This is a genomic window from Dyadobacter alkalitolerans DSM 23607, from assembly GCF_000428845.1.
In the GTDB taxonomy this organism is placed as follows: domain Bacteria; phylum Bacteroidota; class Bacteroidia; order Cytophagales; family Spirosomataceae; genus Dyadobacter; species Dyadobacter alkalitolerans.
The window spans coordinates 1-15,186 of sequence record NZ_AUAS01000012.1 but is presented as its reverse complement, the minus strand read 5'-3'; the positions used below and the strand labels follow the sequence as shown (position 1 = coordinate 15,186).

Here is a 15,186-nt window from a genome sequence, read left to right as displayed (position 1 = left end):
TCACTCGGTTCTTAAAGCAGAAACAGGATTCAACCAGGCGGCTTTGATTGCCTGGGAGCTGACAGTGAGTAGTGCAATGGACGTTGTTACGACGCCGGATATGGCGAAAATCCACCAGCTTAAACCTGTATGGTATGCAAATGTGCCTAGCCAGCTGCTTAGAGCCCACCATGCCAGTGGAGAGGCAAGAACCAATGCGATCAGGATGAGTTTCAGAAAGTCAGAAGAAAGAAGACCGACAATATTTGCAGAGCTTGCTCCGAGCACTTTTCGTACGCCAATTTCCTTCGTCCGCTGCTCGGCAGTAAACGCTGCCAACCCGAACAGCCCCAGACACGAAATCAGGATCGCCAGCACACCAAAGTAATTGACAAGCGTATTGACCTGTTGCTCGCTTCGGTAAAGATTCTCATACTCATCATCCAGAAAATGATAGTCGAAAGGATAATCGGGATTGAATTGCCTGGCTAGATTTTTCAGCTCTGCGAGGGCTTGCTTCGTTTTTCCCGTCTGCGTTTTTATTAATAAATAACCCGAATTCTCGGGAATATAAGTCAATACAAGCGGGGTGATAGCCTGGTGCAGCGAAATCATATGGAAGTCCTTCATAAGTCCGATCACACGCCCGGTGCCTTTCCAGAATTTGATCTCCTTGCCAACAGGATTTTTTTCGCCCATCAGCCTGGCCGTTGCCTCATTGATCAGGTAGGCAGACGAGTCCGCTGCACTGCCAGCACGAAAGTCCCTGCCGTCCACGAGTTTAATGTTCATGGTTTTGACAAAATCAGCTCCCACCGTCATCGCCGTCACATTGGTTTCAAGGCTCGGATCTTTTCCCGGCCAGGATAAATCGCCCGATGTTGCCTGGATGTTGACCGGGAGCATAGCCGTGGCCGTCGCCGATGCTACGGCTGGTTGCCTCATTACTTCCTGCCTGAAAGCTTCCATCTTTTCGGGGTTGGTAAGATTGCCTTCCAGGGTCAGGTAAATAACATTGTTACGATCCAGACCCAGATTTTTGGTCCGTAAATACTGCATTTGCTTACTCACGGCAAGCATGCCAACAATCAAAAAAACGGATAAGGAAAACTGAAATGTAACCAGTATTTTTCGGAAGAGTGCCGGACCATTCCCAAACTGTATTTTGCCTTTAAGAATTGCTATCGGCCTTAATGCTGACAAAAACAACGCCGGATAGCTTCCTGCCATAAGCCCGGTCAGCATTGTTAATGCTATAATCCCCGCCCAGAGCGCCGGACTGGCAAGGTTTAGGGCCAATTGCTTTCCAAACAACTGGTTGAAGCCAGGCAACGCGAACCACACGGCAGCCAGCGCCAGGACAACGGCCAGGACACTGGTGAGAACAGATTCACTTAAAAATTGCCCGATCAGCGAGGATCGTAGTGCGCCAACCACTTTTCGCACACCCACCTCTTTGGCCCGTGTAGCAGAACGTGCTGTGGCAAGATTCATAAAGTTAATGCAGGCAATAAGCAAAAGAAACGCTGCAACGACAGAAAACACCCGGACATATTCGATCCGCCCACCGACCGGCTTGCCCATTTTGTATTCACCATACAAGTAAACGTCCGTAATCGGTTGAAGAATAGGCATGGTGGTGTTCTCCTTATCCGTATAGCGCTTGTAAATGCCTTTCATACTCTGTTCAGCCTGTATCTGTGTCGTATTTTGCCGCAGCCGGACATAGGTTAAAAAAGAGCTGTTGCCCCAGGTTTTTTGCCACGGCTGTTCCTGCTCCTTCCAGTTTACCACCCAGCTAAACTTCAAAGTTGAATTGCCTGGCAAATCCTTCAACACAGCACCGACGACATAGAATTTTTCATTATTAAGCTGCAATGTTTTTCCAAGTGCCTCTGTATTGGGAAAATATTTAGCAGCCATTTTTTCTGTAATGACTATCTGGTTGGTTTGCGCAAGCGCCATGTGTGGGTTGCCTTTCAAAACAGGAAATTCGAATATGCCAAAAAAATCGTCCGTGGCATAATATCCTTTCTCCTTGGCACTTTTTTCTCCGACCTTAACCAGCAGCTCTGCCCAGGCATTGACCTTTGTGGCTGCGGCAATTTCGGGTATGTCTTTGGAAAGCGCATCCTGTAGCGGCCCGGGTGTGACTTCACCCGTGCCGATTTCTCCCGTATTTCGGTTGGTCGAGTTGGTCCGTACAAAAAAGACGGTTTTTGCATCGGGAATAAAGTGATTATAACTGAGCTCATCCTGAACCCACAAACCGATCATTAGTGCGCAGGCCATACCCAGGGCGAGCCCAAAGACATTGATGGCTGTGTACATTTTATTCTTGGCAAGATTGCGCCGGGCGGTGGTAAAATAGGATTGAAGCATATCGGTAAGGGATGGATTCGGGTGTTTCGAAGTTGCGTTACGCTTGTAAAAGAACGGTGTCAGACAGTGGAATACGGCCGATACGTAACCCTGGCGAGCGCGGGACAGTCCGTTCATTTCCAATTGTTTATAGAAAACTTCATGCAAGTCGCCCTGTACAAATTCTAGGAGGTGCGGTGCTATGAACCATTCCAGAAGCTTGTCGGCCCAGCGGGGAGGTTGGGCTTTCGGTTGCTGATTTTGAGGCTTTCGGGTCACGTTGTGATGAGCTATGTTACTGGCCTAATAACTTAAATTTTCCTTCCGGAATGGCTTGCCAGAGATTTTCTCGCATTGTCCGGATTTCAGCTAGTACGGTGGCACCAGCTGCAGTCAGCGCAAAAAAGCGCTTTCGTCTTCCGCCCCGGTCAGTTGTAGCGCCTCCCACAGAAGAGGATAGGAAACCCTTTTCCTCGAGTCTATACAATGTTGTATGAACAGCACCGATGGTGAAGCTGCGGCCCGCATGCAATTGAAGTTGTTCCATCACAGGAACCCCATACATTTGCTCGGTGCTTGCGGCTACTACAAGGAGCACAAGTTCTTCCAATTCTCCCAGGATTGTTTTCTTCATAAAAGTCGGCGTCCTGATTATATACAATAAGTTAAATCAAATCTCGTGCCCAGATTGTAATATACTCAATTACTGGAAGTTATGAGACTGGATGGATAGTATATTGTTCAAATACGAACAGGTTATCGTTCATTGATGGACATATGCAAAGGCTTATTGTCTAACACTTACACGATTGACTTAATAATTCCTTAATTTATCAATTGAATTTAACCAGCAGAGAACGCCTAGATTTGATGTGAATTCAATATTGACATATCACGTCTATGAAAATAATCTACGGTCTTATTCTTTTAAGTATTTCAGCTTACGGACAGAAGAACGATTCGCTGCGGACCGAATTATTAAGTCAGGTTAACATTACGGCCAGCCGGGCCAATGAAAAAACGTTTCAAACAGCTGGCTCTATCTCCGTTTTTTCTTCCAAAAGTTTTCAGACATATCAGCCCCGCACAACGCCGGAAGCCCTGATGGGGACCACCGGCGTTTTTGTGCAAAAAACCACGCACGGAGCGGGATCGCCTTTTTTACGCGGACTAACCGGAAATCAGACGCTCATTCTAATAGACGGAATCCGACTGAACAACAGCACATTTCGCTATGGTCCCAACCAGTACCTGAACACCATTGATCCTTTTAGTATCAATAAAATGGAGGTTTTACGCGGAGGTGGTTCGGTAGCTTATGGCTCGGATGCATTGGGTGGCACTCTTCAATTATTGACTGCGACTCCTGCATTTTCCGAAAAGATATCTGTCCATGGCAAAGCAGTAGCGCGTTACGCGACGGGTAACATGGAAAAGACATTACGGGCAGGGGTCGAGCTCTCGGGCTTGCGTGCTGCATTCTCGGGCGGCATCAGTATCCGTAATTTTGGGGATCTGATAGGTGGAGATACTACCGGCAAACAAACGCCGAGTGGCTACAAAGACCGGGCCTTTGATGCGAAACTGCTTTTGAAACTGACTGATTCATGGACGCTGACCCTGGCACATCAATCGGTTTCTCAAAAACACGTGCCGCTGTACTATCGTTACAAGCTCGAAAACTTTGCACTGAATGAATTTGATCCGCAAAGACGGTCTTTAAGCTATGTTAAATTAAAAGGCAATACATCCAGTAAATGGGCGTCCGAATTGTCACTGACCGGCTCTTTCCAATCGACTAATGAAGGTCGGCTCAGCCGAAAAAATGGCAGTAACAGTTTGCGCACAGAGACTGATAAAGTGCAGACTACCGGGCTGATCATCAATGCAATCTCTGACATTACGCCTTTCTGGAACGCCAGTTCCGGAATAGAGATCTACAATGATGTTGTCAAGAGCAGTAAGACCGATCAAATAGCAGATGCCGCGCCACTGGCCAGCCGCGGGCTCTATCCTGATGATAGTAAATACCTGAATTATGCAGTTTATTCACTTCATCAAGTAAAGCTGGATGCCTGGCGGTTTTCGTTTGGCGGGCGCTTTAATGGTTTTAATATAAAAGTTGCCGACGAAGCGCTGGGTAGCGTTTCTGTGAAGCCGCATGCACTTGTCGGGAATGCATCTATCTCTTATCTGCCTGGCGAAAATTCCAATTTTTACACATCCTTCCACTCTGGTTTCAGGGCACCGAACATTGATGATATGGGAACACTGGGAATCGTCGATTTCCGGTACGAGTTACCTGCATACGATCTCAAACCCGAAACATCCTACAATTTTGAGGCGGGTTACAAATACCATTCTGGCGGGCTTGCATTGTGTGCCGGATTATTTCAAAACAATCTGCGCAACCTGATTGCCCGCGTGAAAGTTGATGGTCAGAAAATAGATGGCATTGATGTGTACCGAAAGGAAAACGTAGAGCGTGCATACGTCAGGGGCGGGGAGTTTGAGGCAGAATATGTCTTTGAAAATGATTGGAAAGTGTACGGCTCAGCTGCTTATAATTTTGGTGAAAATGTAACCAAAAAGGAGCCGGTCCGTCGCATTCCGCCATTGAACGGAAGGTTTGGACTAGAGTATCGCAATAATGGATGGTTTGCCCGTCCGGAGGCATGGTTTGCCGGCAAACAAACCAGGTTGGCAGCGGGAGACGCAGCAGATAACCGCATCCCAAAAGGAGGCACGCCGGGCTGGTTAATAGTGAACTTAATGACGGGATATGAGACCAAGTATTTTGCATTAAACGCTGTTTTACAGAACATTAGTAATGAAGATTATCGTACACACGGTTCGGGGATCAATGGCGTCGGCCGCAGTCTATGGCTTACTTTGACGGGAAAATTTTAAAAAATATAGTACAAAATTCTGCTAACTCACCATGACAAAAAATCTGAAATTTGCAATTTACCTGATGCTGGCGGGCATCATCTGCTACGGCTGTAAAAGGAATGCAGGCGGTCAATCCGAGGAATTAGCCTTGTATAAGCAACTTTCCGCCAAACGCATTGACCTGCCCAATGGCTGGTCACTCACACCGGTAGGCCGTAGCCTGGACCTGGACGACCTACCTTTAAACTTAGTTGTTTCCCCTTCCAAAAAATACCTGGCTGTCACTAACAACGGGCAGAGCACCCAAAGCATTACATTGATTGACGCGGCTTCCGAGAAAGTGCTGGACACTGCCATTGTCGCCAAATCATACCTTGGTCTGGCATTCAGTCAGGATGAGAAAATGATATATGCCTCAGGTGGGAACGACAATAAGATTTTGGTATACAAAATAGAAGACCAACAACTTGTTGCTGCTGAGCCGATTGTGCTGGGCAAACCGTGGCCCGTCAAAATATCTCCTACCGGAATAGCAGTCGACGACGCTCAAAATCGGATTTATGTGGTGACCAAAGAAGACAGCGCGCTTTATGTTTGTGATGCTCAGACCAAAAAAACCATTGGTAAGCTAAACTTAGGTGCGGCGGCTTACACCTGTTTGCTTTCTAATGATAAAAAAGAGCTTTATGTTTCGCTTTGGGGCGGCTCGCGGGTGGTGGTCGTAAACACACAAACACAGCAGATTGCAGCGGAAATTGCGACCAACAAAAATCCCAACGACCTGCTATTGACCAGAGATGGCAGGTTTTTATATGCAGCCAACGGCAATGATAACACCGTGGCGCTCATTGATCTGGCAAAAAGACAAGTGTCGGAAACATTAACGACTTCTCTTTTTCCGGATGCGCCTGTGGGTACGACGCCTAATGGGCTTGCACTGAGTGAAGATGAGAAAACCTTATACATCGCCAATGCTGATAATAATTGCCTGGCAGTTTTTGATGTAGAAACCAAAGGTCGCAGCCGTTCCATCGGATTTATCCCGACAGGCTGGTATCCGACGGCTGTGAAAACAATTGGCTCAAAGATATTTGTTACTAATGGGAAAGGATTTTCGTCTAAGGCAAATCCAAAAGGTCCAAACCCGAATTTATCAAAAGTTCCGCAACAAGTAGGGCCAAATCCGCAGGCATACACGGGCAGGGAGCAGTACATCGGAGGATTGTTTAAAGGTACATTATCCATCATAGATGCACCTTCGGCGCAAACGCTTTCAGCGTACTCGCGTGTGGTATATGCCAACACGCCTTATACCAAAAATAAGGAGCTGAATGCGGAAGGAGAGGCTGGTAATCCGATCCCGATGAAAGTGGGTGATAAATCGCCGATTAAATATGTGTTTTACATTATCAAGGAAAACCGTACATACGACCAGGTCCTGGGCGATATGAAGGAAGGAAATGGCGACCCTTCCCTTTGTTTGTTTCCTGAAAAGATCACACCGAACCAGCACGCATTGGCCCGTCAGTTTGTGTTACTCGATAACTTTTACGTCGATGCAGAGGTGAGTGCCGACGGGCATAACTGGTCATCGGCTGCTTATGCCAATGACTATGTGGAGAAAAACTGGGTAACCAGCTATGGAGGTCGTGGCGGCACGTATGATTACGAGGGGCAGAAAGAAATCGCGCATCCCAGGGACGGATTTATCTGGGACCATGCCTTGCGTGCCGGGCTAACATTCCGCAGTTACGGCTGGTTTGCAGACGAGGGGAAAGCCAATATCAAAACACTTGAAGGACATTATTGCCCGACTTTCAAAGGTTATAATCTGGGCTATAAGGATATTGATCGGGAAGCTGCATGGGAAAAGGATTTTGATGAATTACTCGCCGCAGGCAAACTCCCAAGATTGAATACATTAAGGTTTGGTAATGATCATACATCGGGTGCCAGTGTAGGAAAGCCCACGCCGTTTGCTGCTGTGGCTGATAATGACCTGGCAGTTGGGCGCTTTGTTGAGCACCTTTCCAAAAGTAAGGTTTGGAATGAATCAGTTGTATTCATCCTCGAAGATGATGCTCAGAATGGACCCGATCACGTGGATGCACACCGTTCCATTGCATTTGTGGCTGGCGGTTTTGTAAAGAGAGGGTTTGTGGACCATACGATGTATTCTACTTCCGGTATGCTGCGTACAATGGAGTTGATTTTGGGGATCAAGCCCATGAGCCAGTACGATGCGGCGGCCACACCGATGTGGAGGTGTTTTGATAATAAGGTTAATCCGGGCACATTCACTTCAAAAGAAGCTGGAGTGGATCTGGATCAGAAAAATGTGGCGGTTAATAAAAACTCCCGTAAAACAGACCAGTTTGATCTTTCCATTCCCGATGCGATTGATGACCTGGTTTTTAGCGAAATAGTATGGCAGACAGTGCGCGGCGAAAACAGCATCATGCCTGCTCCGCGTCGGGGTGCATTCGTTAGACTGGAAAAAGGAGGTGAAGAAGACGAAGAGGGATTTGATCAGGATTAATTTACTAAAAACAAAACGTTTTCGGCTGGGCGGATCGAAAGATGGCAATATCTCAACTAACGTACGGCACATCGATGATTGATATTCCATTATCAATTAAATGATTGCCAGAAAGCAAGTGGGGAAAGGCTTGTTTTTGTTTTGAAAAGGCGGCTGAAAGACTGAAGGTACTCAAATCCCAGTTCATGGGCGATTTCAGACACGGACAAATTGGAAGTGGAAAGCCTTTCCTTTGCTTTTTCCATGAGTTTATCCTGAATATGGTGCTGGGCATTTTCTCTTGTCAAAGAGCGCAGCATATCGCTAAGCTAGCTTGCCGACATGCCCAGTTTTTCAGCCAGCATTTGAACGGTTGGAAGGCCGCTTTAAGAGGCTGTTCCATTTTTAAAGTAGTCGTCCAAAATTCCGTCTATTGTTTGCAGCGTAGGTGAAGAAGCCATATTGCTTGATCGTACTGGCCAAAGGGTAAGATAAGAAAAAGTCCGGGTGAACAAGAAGAATGTAACCGGAGCTTGCATTGCCATTGGGACTTTCAAAAATTTGACCTGGCGCAGTGAACACCAGGCCGCCTTCACCAAAGTCATAAAACTTTGCCCGTACTTAGCTTACCACACAGGTTCATCTTGTAGGCGATTTTGTAAAAAGGCAAGACCATTGAGGTCGGCAGCGCTCCCGGACTAATCGTCATATCTTCGATGTTGATGAGACTTACCATCGGGTGCAAAGGCTTAGAAAGCCCGAACACCCGATCCAAGTCGGTTAATGATCTAAATTTTACTAAGCTGGCGCTTCTGTTTTCATAACTTAATGATATTGAACGCTAACCAAATATGCCTTACCGGGGCGTTACACCTGTCTGCGGATTGTGTTCTTCGCTAACAAAACTGCCGGGTCGGACCATCGTCATGGATCATTATATATTTGGCAATGCGCGCTCCTCCTTTCTGCTGCTCAACGGACAAGAGAAGTTGGTGTACGAAAGGTGCTAAGGGTCTCAGTTGCAGGAATGGTTTCGAAGAGTTTCTAATCATAAGTTTGCTGGCTATTTTGATTGCTTCCTCGCTTGCATGGTTTGGGATGCATAGCTGGCTCGAGGGTTTTGCATATAAGATCGAAATTAAATGGTGGTCTTCGCTCTATCTTTTTTTAACAAATATTTTTCGGAGTAATGACTTGTTCTACCGATTGTTTAATTTTTGTTGCAATATGAGGTATGCCCTGCCTTCTGCTATGCTACTTCCCGGTCTCTTTTACATTATTCTTTTTAATCCAGTTGGATAAAGTTGCTTCTGTTACTCCGTAGCGGTCTGAAATGTACTTTGACTCGAACCACTGAGGAGCAATGCTTCGATCTCTGGTCTGCATTGATCGAGTTTACCTTTGCCTGAGCCAGTCGGCCTGCCTAGTTTTATCCCAGAAAATTTCTTGGCGGCTAGTGACTCCTTTGTGCGCTTGCTGATCAGTCTCTTTGAATTTCTGATGCCATCGCAAAAACCATTGTCATCACTTTACTTTGAATCGAATCGTCATGTTACCATGCTCCTTTTACATTGTGGATACGAACACCTTTTTGCATTGCTAGAGATATGATCTCTATCATTTCCAGCATGGATCTTCCAAATCGGGAAAATTCCCTTAGTAAAATGACGTCTCCTTTTTTAGCTCATCAAGGATTGAACCGATTTTGCGGCTAAGCCAGGAAATTTTCCCGGAAACGTTTTGCACAAATTTGACTTTCCCTAAAATTCTTCTCATTAGCCAAGTGCACTATGTCAGCTTTGTTTTTTTCAAGGTCTTGGTCCAAGGACGGTCGGCCGCTGCCGTCGAAACACGTAAATAGGCGATATTCCGGAGCATTTTTGAATGATTAGACGAAAACGGAGTTATCGGATTATTTTATAATAATAACAGTATAATATTAAACCCTTTTTGCTAAATTATCCTTACGATTTATACGAACGTTTATTTTATAAGAAATTCATTCGCATTTACGACCAAAATGCTTAACACTTGAATCTATAGGGGAGAAACGGAGGTAGATGACCTTTCAGACTTATTGTTATTCTTGTAACTCACACTTTACATAATGGCTTTATGTTAGAAAAATTGGTATCAGGGCTTAAAGCTGAAAAAAAAAGAATATTCCTGGCCGGCTGGGAAAACTTTTTGAATGGGGATGATCAATGCGAAAAAGTCCTTGCTACACAAGGCGTCGATAAAAAGACTGCAAGGAAGTTAGAGTCGAGTACAGAGTTTATTTTCGTGGATAATAGACTGGTTAGCGGCAAACTTTATGAATATGGAGATGTCCAGGATCGGGAGATAAGAAAAGAAGAAGAAGACTTTGTTTTTCGAGATATCCCCACTCATTCAGTCCATAGTTTGGTTAGATCCAAGGCAGGCAGACATCAACTGGGTGGGGTTACACCTGAGGGTTTTTTGTTACCTTCCGAGCACAGGCAAATTCCTTTTCAGTATTTAGGCTTTCTAAGGCAGGAAGCGCCATTTGAATGGCTTCCATCCGATCTGCATTTAATCTGTCCGATTTATTATGATATTGATAAGTTGTTTTTAGACTACACAGATCCTACTAGCCCCAAGATACTTGACCATGAGAAGTATCTAATGCTTAGCACTTCCTACAAAGAGTTAAACCCTGAATCAAAATTATCTTATGAACCAGTAGGCATTAAAGCTGCGGCCTTTGATGCCTTCGCCGAAAGTCTTGGGAGTTGTGGAGTTCCTGGGTGGATTCAGGCGCCAGACATTCCAAGGTGCCCCAGGAGCAATAAAATCATGAAGTTTGTTTGTCAATTAGGGAATGATACGGATTTTGATGTAAAAGTAGCTGAATCTAACATTGTGCTATCTGAACCGGGTATGGAACAGTATTTTGAGAAAATGAATTTTGCAATTAGCGGAAACTTGTACATTTTCTTCGAGCCTGAAACCAAGATTGCCTGTTACCTCGTACAACATACGTAAGCAGGCAAACCAAAGCTGTTTCCCATCAATTTCCTGTCAAAACTGAGCTCTCTACATTATCAGACCCAAGCGTCTGATAAAACGTCCGGAATGTTTGACAATTACCAGGCCCAGGGGAATGGTTGACATGTGAACCATTTGGCTTGAACTAAGGGTAGAGCCGTGTCGTACCCTTACGAATATGTGTCTCAATTCAGGCCTTTGTGATATATTTTAAGCTGCAACGATTGGAGAGATAAACGTTGGTTAGGCCTGGGGTTTTTGTTCAAATAACCCTTTTTATGTTAAGTGAGAAAACACAGAACAAGAGGGTCAATGGCGTTTTGTGGAAGTTCTTAGTTTTGTACATATACAGCTCACTTCTCCCAGCTTGTTCCGGCAAAGTGAGCTGCAACGGATGAAGGCAGGTTTTACACTCCTGCTCCACCTAAAATTTCTAACTCCTGTCCTTTGGATGGTTGCCCATCTAAAATAGGCATTGCTTTACTTATTAGTTCTTTTACTCCGTCCACCTTTAATGAATTATCGTGATCTTCTTTGCTATCCCAAATTTCCGTAACATAGACGGCATTTAAGTCATTGGCATCCTTTCCGATTGCATAAATTTTACATCCTTTTGCGGTTGATATAAGTGTGGATGCTTCCAATAGAATATTTGCAAGCTCTTCGGTATGGCCTGACTTTGCATTTAATTTTCCGTGAAGTAAGTACATGGTTCGTTGTTTATCTGGATGTATTTTATCGAAATATACTTAAAAAACGCTTTTGGCATTATCTCGCAAAACCTCCTCCGTTTCCTGAGAATAGATGATACATCAACTACTAAATTCTTAGTTATATAGCGATTATCTCAAATGACCATTTCAAATTTCTATGTCGTTTGTCTTCAACTTTAACTAGTTAGTGAGACGTGTTACAGAAGTATCCAAACTAGAAATTGCTTAAAAAATACGGTGGTTAAAATGAAATTCGGCAATTAATGGAAATGTGGGTTAACTCGATCGGATAAAAGCATTCAGTACAGAAAATGATAGTTAGACGGCTGATATCGCCACATCTGTGCTTAGAAGGCGTTTTGGACAGGCGCTTTCGAAGCGGCTAGGGCAGGCGCTCGGACATGTCCATGAAGCTTTCGAGCCGATCCACCACCTAGTGATTAAGTTTAGAACCTGAATTGTACATTGCATTTAAAAAAGATCGGCATAAAGAGAGCTGTATAACGCTCCATACAGCTCTTTTCATTCAGATGGTTTTAAACCAATAAGCCCCCACCATCAATAACCAGATTTTGTCCGGTACCAAATTGTTGTTTCATCAGATACAGGTGTGCCTGGGCAATGTCGTTAGCTTCGCCGACACGTTTGACAAGGTAGCTCTCACCCATCGAGTTGTAAAGTCCTTCCCGGTCCTGCTCGCTCATGGCACCCCAAAGGTTAGTCTTTACTACGCCAGGTACAACGCTGTTAACTCGTACAGGCGCCAGTTCCACGGCCATCGCTCTAACAAAGCCTTCAACAGCCCCGCAGATGCTGCTGGCAACGCTCCAGCCCTTTCCCGGACGGGCGTTTGCAGTTCCGCTGGTAAGTGTGATCGAGCCCCCTGCGTTAATGAGCTGAGCACCATATTTAACCGCAGCAAAAGCGCCCCAAAAACGTAGGATGAAAAACCGCTGCGCATCGGCCAACTCTGTTCCATCAATGGTGTTTAAAGTCAGGTTTTCGCCTGCCGTATACACTAGATGGTCAAAACGGCCGATTGCTTTGAACGCGTTTTTAATATTTTCTTCCCGGCTAAGGTTTGCGGAGTGCCCTTGCGCGGTTGCGGGCAGTGTTTGCAAGGCCTGCTTAATCCGCAGTGGAGTGCCTGATACAATGATTACTTCGGCACCTTCATCTGCGGCGGCCTTTGCTGTGGCCAACCCGATACCAGAACTTCCACCTAAGATAACTACCCTTTTTCCTGCTAATAACCTGTTTACTTGATTTTCCATATGTTAAATTTAAACAGCTGCAAAATTCAGAATTTGCAATCAGGCTACACTTCACATATGTTAAAAAGCAACATCGTTAAGAAATTTGTTTACGCAATCGGCTTAGGGACTGTGGTGCAATTCCGAGGTAGGATGCCACATCCTGCATTTTGACGCGTAAGGCGATGTCCGGCTGCCTTTCGATAAACAACAGGTAACGGCTAAGCGCATCTCTGTTCAGGTAGGCATTACGCAAGTTTACCTTCTCCAGAAGCTGCCGCTGGAAGATGTCATCAAGCAAAGATTTAAATTCAGGAAACTGCATGTAGACCTTCTGCAGTGCCAGAAAATTAACACTGAGTACTTCGGCTTCACACGCGGCCTGAATGCGGTCATCAGTCACTTTCTGATTGAGAAAACTATCCAGGATGGTACAAAAGTGATTTTCCTGAAGAAAGAAATGGGTGGCTTCATGCCCCTGATCGTCAGAGGATACAAATTTCAGGACCCCTTTGGTAATAAAATACAGGTGATGACACACGGTCCCGCCGGTGAAAAGACAGGCATCTTCCTTTACTTTTAAAGGGTGAAACGCAGCAGATATCAACTCCTTCTGAACTGAGGAGAGCGATCTGATTCTCTGAAGATAACAGATAAGTGAATTTTCCACTTTACAAATTTACTTATCATCAGCGTATTTGACACTAACGCCGTGCAAATGCTCATAGAAGTTGTTAATTGGTTGCTTGATTATGTTATTTGTCGGGTGTACGCGGAAACGGTGGTGGCTGTTGCACAACTCGGCAAAAAAACAGCCTTAGGCTCTTCCATAACTGCCTGGATTTTCGTAACTTCAGGAATGCAAGGAAGAAAAAATTACTCCGAAAAGCTCTTTTTAAGCTTCCAGTTATCCGAGCGGATTCCAAAGGATAATTTTTATAGGAGGCTCAGAGAGACTCTGGATCTACAATCCATTTACAGCGATACGCATGATCTGTATGGTCGCACTGGAAATCCATCCATCGACCCTGTCGTATTTCGCCCGGCGACCCGGTTCAAATTGACGCTTACAGGTTACCTCGAAAACATAACGTCTGATCGCAAACTCGTTGAGCACTGTTCTATGCGGATGGACATTCTTTACTTTTTGGGATATGACATAGATGAACAGCTGCCCTGGCATTCGACCATCAGTCGCACTCGCCAACTGTATCCTGCTGCTGTTTTTGAAAGTTTATTTAATAAGGTCTTTACCTTGTGTGTTGATAAGGGCATGGTCAGTGGACATACCCAGGCCATGGATTCTGCTCCGGTTAAAGCCAACGCTTCAATGGAAAGCCTTGAACTGAAAAGACCTTTTCAATCTATTGAAAGACACTTCGAAGCCTTAGATAGCGAAAACCAAGAGCCAGTAATCGCTGCCACAGCTTCGACAGTGGGGTTGATCACAGCTCCACAGCACGAATTGAACCGTGTGAAACATGTCCATGATAAACTGCGTAAAAACCCGGTCGGTGCCAGCGGCGCTTCTCACGAAAAAGCCCAACTCTTCAGTAATAAGACGCATTACAGTCCTAATGATCCGGATGCACGTATTTCGGTAAAACCTGGTAAAGCAAGAAAGCTTAATTATCACTGCAGCATGTCGGTAGATACTGCCGAAGGTGTAATCAGTCACATTCAGGCTGATTTTGCAGATGGACGAGATAGTCAATACTTGCCGGCAATGACTGTCAAAGTTCAAAATCGACTTAAAGCGAACGAGCTTCGGATGACTGATCTTTTAGCTGATGCCGGCTATTCTAATGGACCTAACTATGAATTTTTGGAGCTAAGAAACATAACCGGATGGATACCAGTTTTCGGTATGTATAAACCAGAAAGAGAAGGCCTGATTTACGATAAGGAAAAAAATCAGTTTATCTGCGCTATGGGTAAAACGATTCCTTTTAAAAATTTTGAACAGACTTCAGATGGACGCTTGCTAAAGGGTTATCGAGCATCACGAAAAGACTGTTTACCATGTGTATTAAAAGATGCGTGTACTCCCAAGTCCCCGTTTAAAAGAATACAAACTACTGCATATGATGAGCACTACCGCCGAGCCCATCACAGGCAGTTAAGTAAACGAGGTTACCAGATGAAGCGATTACGCCAAAGTACAGTAGAGCCAGTCTTCGGTAGTCTGGTTTATCATTATGGATTGAAAAAGATTAATGTGATTGGTAAAGCCGGAGCCCATAAAGTTATGCTGATGGCCGCAACATGCTTCAACCTGAAAAAATACCTCAAATCACTTACAAGAAGAACTCAAAAAAGTGAAGCATTAGAGGATACAAGGCCCATTATTCGCAGGTACGTCCGCACTTCTCCTATTTTTCCTGTCTTTTCCCACGCATTCTAAGAAAGATCAGACAATCAGAGATTATGGCAAGTTCATGATCAGTTGTGCAACGGCCAC

At 45.0% G+C, this 15,186-nt stretch carries 12 protein-coding genes; 4 read left to right on the top strand and 8 right to left on the bottom strand.

What is annotated here, in order from left to right:
• Entirely contained in the window at positions 1 to 2,619 is a 2,619-nt protein-coding gene (locus tag G395_RS0119180; RefSeq protein ID WP_229204227.1) for an ABC transporter permease, read from the bottom strand.
• A 16-nt stretch (positions 2,620 to 2,635) separates the two neighbouring features.
• Positions 2,636 to 2,974 (bottom strand): PadR family transcriptional regulator, encoded by a 339-nt coding sequence (locus tag G395_RS0119175; RefSeq protein WP_026631545.1) that lies wholly within the window; start codon positions 2,972 to 2,974, stop codon positions 2,636 to 2,638.
• A gap of 266 nt (positions 2,975 to 3,240) precedes the next feature.
• Here G395_RS0119175 and G395_RS0119170 point away from each other — a divergent pair, with 266 nt between their 5' ends.
• Both G395_RS0119170 and G395_RS0119165 read left to right on the top strand, forming a co-directional pair.
• A complete protein-coding gene (locus G395_RS0119170; RefSeq protein WP_157486743.1) occupies positions 3,241 to 5,250 on the top strand; it encodes a TonB-dependent receptor plug domain-containing protein in 2,010 nt (669 codons plus the stop codon).
• Positions 5,251 to 5,281: 31 nt separating this feature from the next.
• Complete coding sequence (locus G395_RS0119165) at positions 5,282 to 7,771, top strand: bifunctional YncE family protein/alkaline phosphatase family protein (RefSeq protein WP_026631543.1); 2,490 nt, start codon at positions 5,282 to 5,284, stop codon at positions 7,769 to 7,771.
• 92 nt (positions 7,772 to 7,863) lie between these two features.
• On the opposite strand, the gene G395_RS32995 is transcribed toward G395_RS0119165, so the two are convergent.
• From G395_RS32995 to G395_RS32780, 3 genes are all read right to left on the bottom strand, one after another.
• Positions 7,864 to 8,070 carry a helix-turn-helix domain-containing protein gene (locus tag G395_RS32995; RefSeq protein ID WP_026631542.1) on the bottom strand — a complete coding sequence of 69 codons (207 nt, stop codon included), beginning with the start codon at positions 8,068 to 8,070 and terminating at the stop codon, positions 7,864 to 7,866.
• 934 nt (positions 8,071 to 9,004) lie between these two features.
• Complete coding sequence (locus tag G395_RS32920) at positions 9,005 to 9,136, bottom strand: hypothetical protein (protein WP_262485398.1); 132 nt, start codon at positions 9,134 to 9,136, stop codon at positions 9,005 to 9,007.
• A 166-nt stretch (positions 9,137 to 9,302) separates the two neighbouring features.
• Positions 9,303 to 9,380, bottom strand: a complete 78-nt coding sequence (locus tag G395_RS32780; RefSeq protein ID WP_229204235.1) for a hypothetical protein — start codon at positions 9,378 to 9,380, stop codon at positions 9,303 to 9,305.
• Between the two features lie 485 nt (positions 9,381 to 9,865).
• On the opposite strand from G395_RS32780, the gene G395_RS0119145 reads away from it, so the two are divergent.
• Complete coding sequence (locus G395_RS0119145) at positions 9,866 to 10,756, top strand: VOC family protein (protein WP_026631540.1); 891 nt, start codon at positions 9,866 to 9,868, stop codon at positions 10,754 to 10,756.
• Positions 10,757 to 11,166: 410 nt separating this feature from the next.
• On the opposite strand, the gene G395_RS0119140 is transcribed toward G395_RS0119145, so the two are convergent.
• The 3 genes from G395_RS0119140 to G395_RS0119130 all read right to left on the bottom strand — a co-directional run bounded on the left by G395_RS0119140 (position 11,167) and on the right by G395_RS0119130 (position 13,395).
• Positions 11,167 to 11,469, bottom strand: a complete 303-nt coding sequence (locus G395_RS0119140; RefSeq protein ID WP_026631539.1) for a putative quinol monooxygenase — start codon at positions 11,467 to 11,469, stop codon at positions 11,167 to 11,169.
• A gap of 539 nt (positions 11,470 to 12,008) precedes the next feature.
• Positions 12,009 to 12,746 carry an SDR family oxidoreductase gene (locus G395_RS0119135; RefSeq protein WP_026631538.1) on the bottom strand — a complete coding sequence of 246 codons (738 nt, stop codon included), beginning with the start codon at positions 12,744 to 12,746 and terminating at the stop codon, positions 12,009 to 12,011.
• 76 nt (positions 12,747 to 12,822) lie between these two features.
• Positions 12,823 to 13,395, bottom strand: coding sequence for a Crp/Fnr family transcriptional regulator (locus G395_RS0119130; RefSeq protein WP_026631537.1), 573 nt, complete (start codon positions 13,393 to 13,395; stop codon positions 12,823 to 12,825).
• Between the two features lie 48 nt (positions 13,396 to 13,443).
• Between G395_RS0119130 and G395_RS29785 the strand changes: the two genes are divergently transcribed.
• On the top strand, positions 13,444 to 15,129 hold the full coding sequence (locus G395_RS29785; RefSeq protein WP_051350259.1) for an IS1182 family transposase: 1,686 nt from the start codon (positions 13,444 to 13,446) through the stop codon (positions 15,127 to 15,129).
• Positions 15,130 to 15,186 lie beyond the last annotated feature (57 nt).

Coding starts and splice junctions, on each gene's coding strand:
- G395_RS0119145 (WP_026631540.1), top strand. CDS start 9,866: ATGTTAGAAAAATTGGTATCAGGGCTTAAAGCTGAAAAAAAAAGAATA.
- G395_RS0119165 (WP_026631543.1), top strand. CDS start 5,282: ATGACAAAAAATCTGAAATTTGCAATTTACCTGATGCTGGCGGGCATC.
- G395_RS0119135 (WP_026631538.1), bottom strand. CDS start 12,746: ATGGAAAATCAAGTAAACAGGTTATTAGCAGGAAAAAGGGTAGTTATC.
- G395_RS32920 (WP_262485398.1), bottom strand. CDS start 9,136: ATGCAGACCAGAGATCGAAGCATTGCTCCTCAGTGGTTCGAGTCAAAG.
- G395_RS29785 (WP_051350259.1), top strand. CDS start 13,444: ATGCTCATAGAAGTTGTTAATTGGTTGCTTGATTATGTTATTTGTCGG.
- G395_RS0119170 (WP_157486743.1), top strand. CDS start 3,241: ATGAAAATAATCTACGGTCTTATTCTTTTAAGTATTTCAGCTTACGGA.
- G395_RS0119175 (WP_026631545.1), bottom strand. CDS start 2,974: ATGAAGAAAACAATCCTGGGAGAATTGGAAGAACTTGTGCTCCTTGTA.
- G395_RS32995 (WP_026631542.1), bottom strand. CDS start 8,070: ATGCTGCGCTCTTTGACAAGAGAAAATGCCCAGCACCATATTCAGGAT.
- G395_RS32780 (WP_229204235.1), bottom strand. CDS start 9,380: ATGCTGGAAATGATAGAGATCATATCTCTAGCAATGCAAAAAGGTGTT.
- G395_RS0119140 (WP_026631539.1), bottom strand. CDS start 11,469: ATGTACTTACTTCACGGAAAATTAAATGCAAAGTCAGGCCATACCGAA.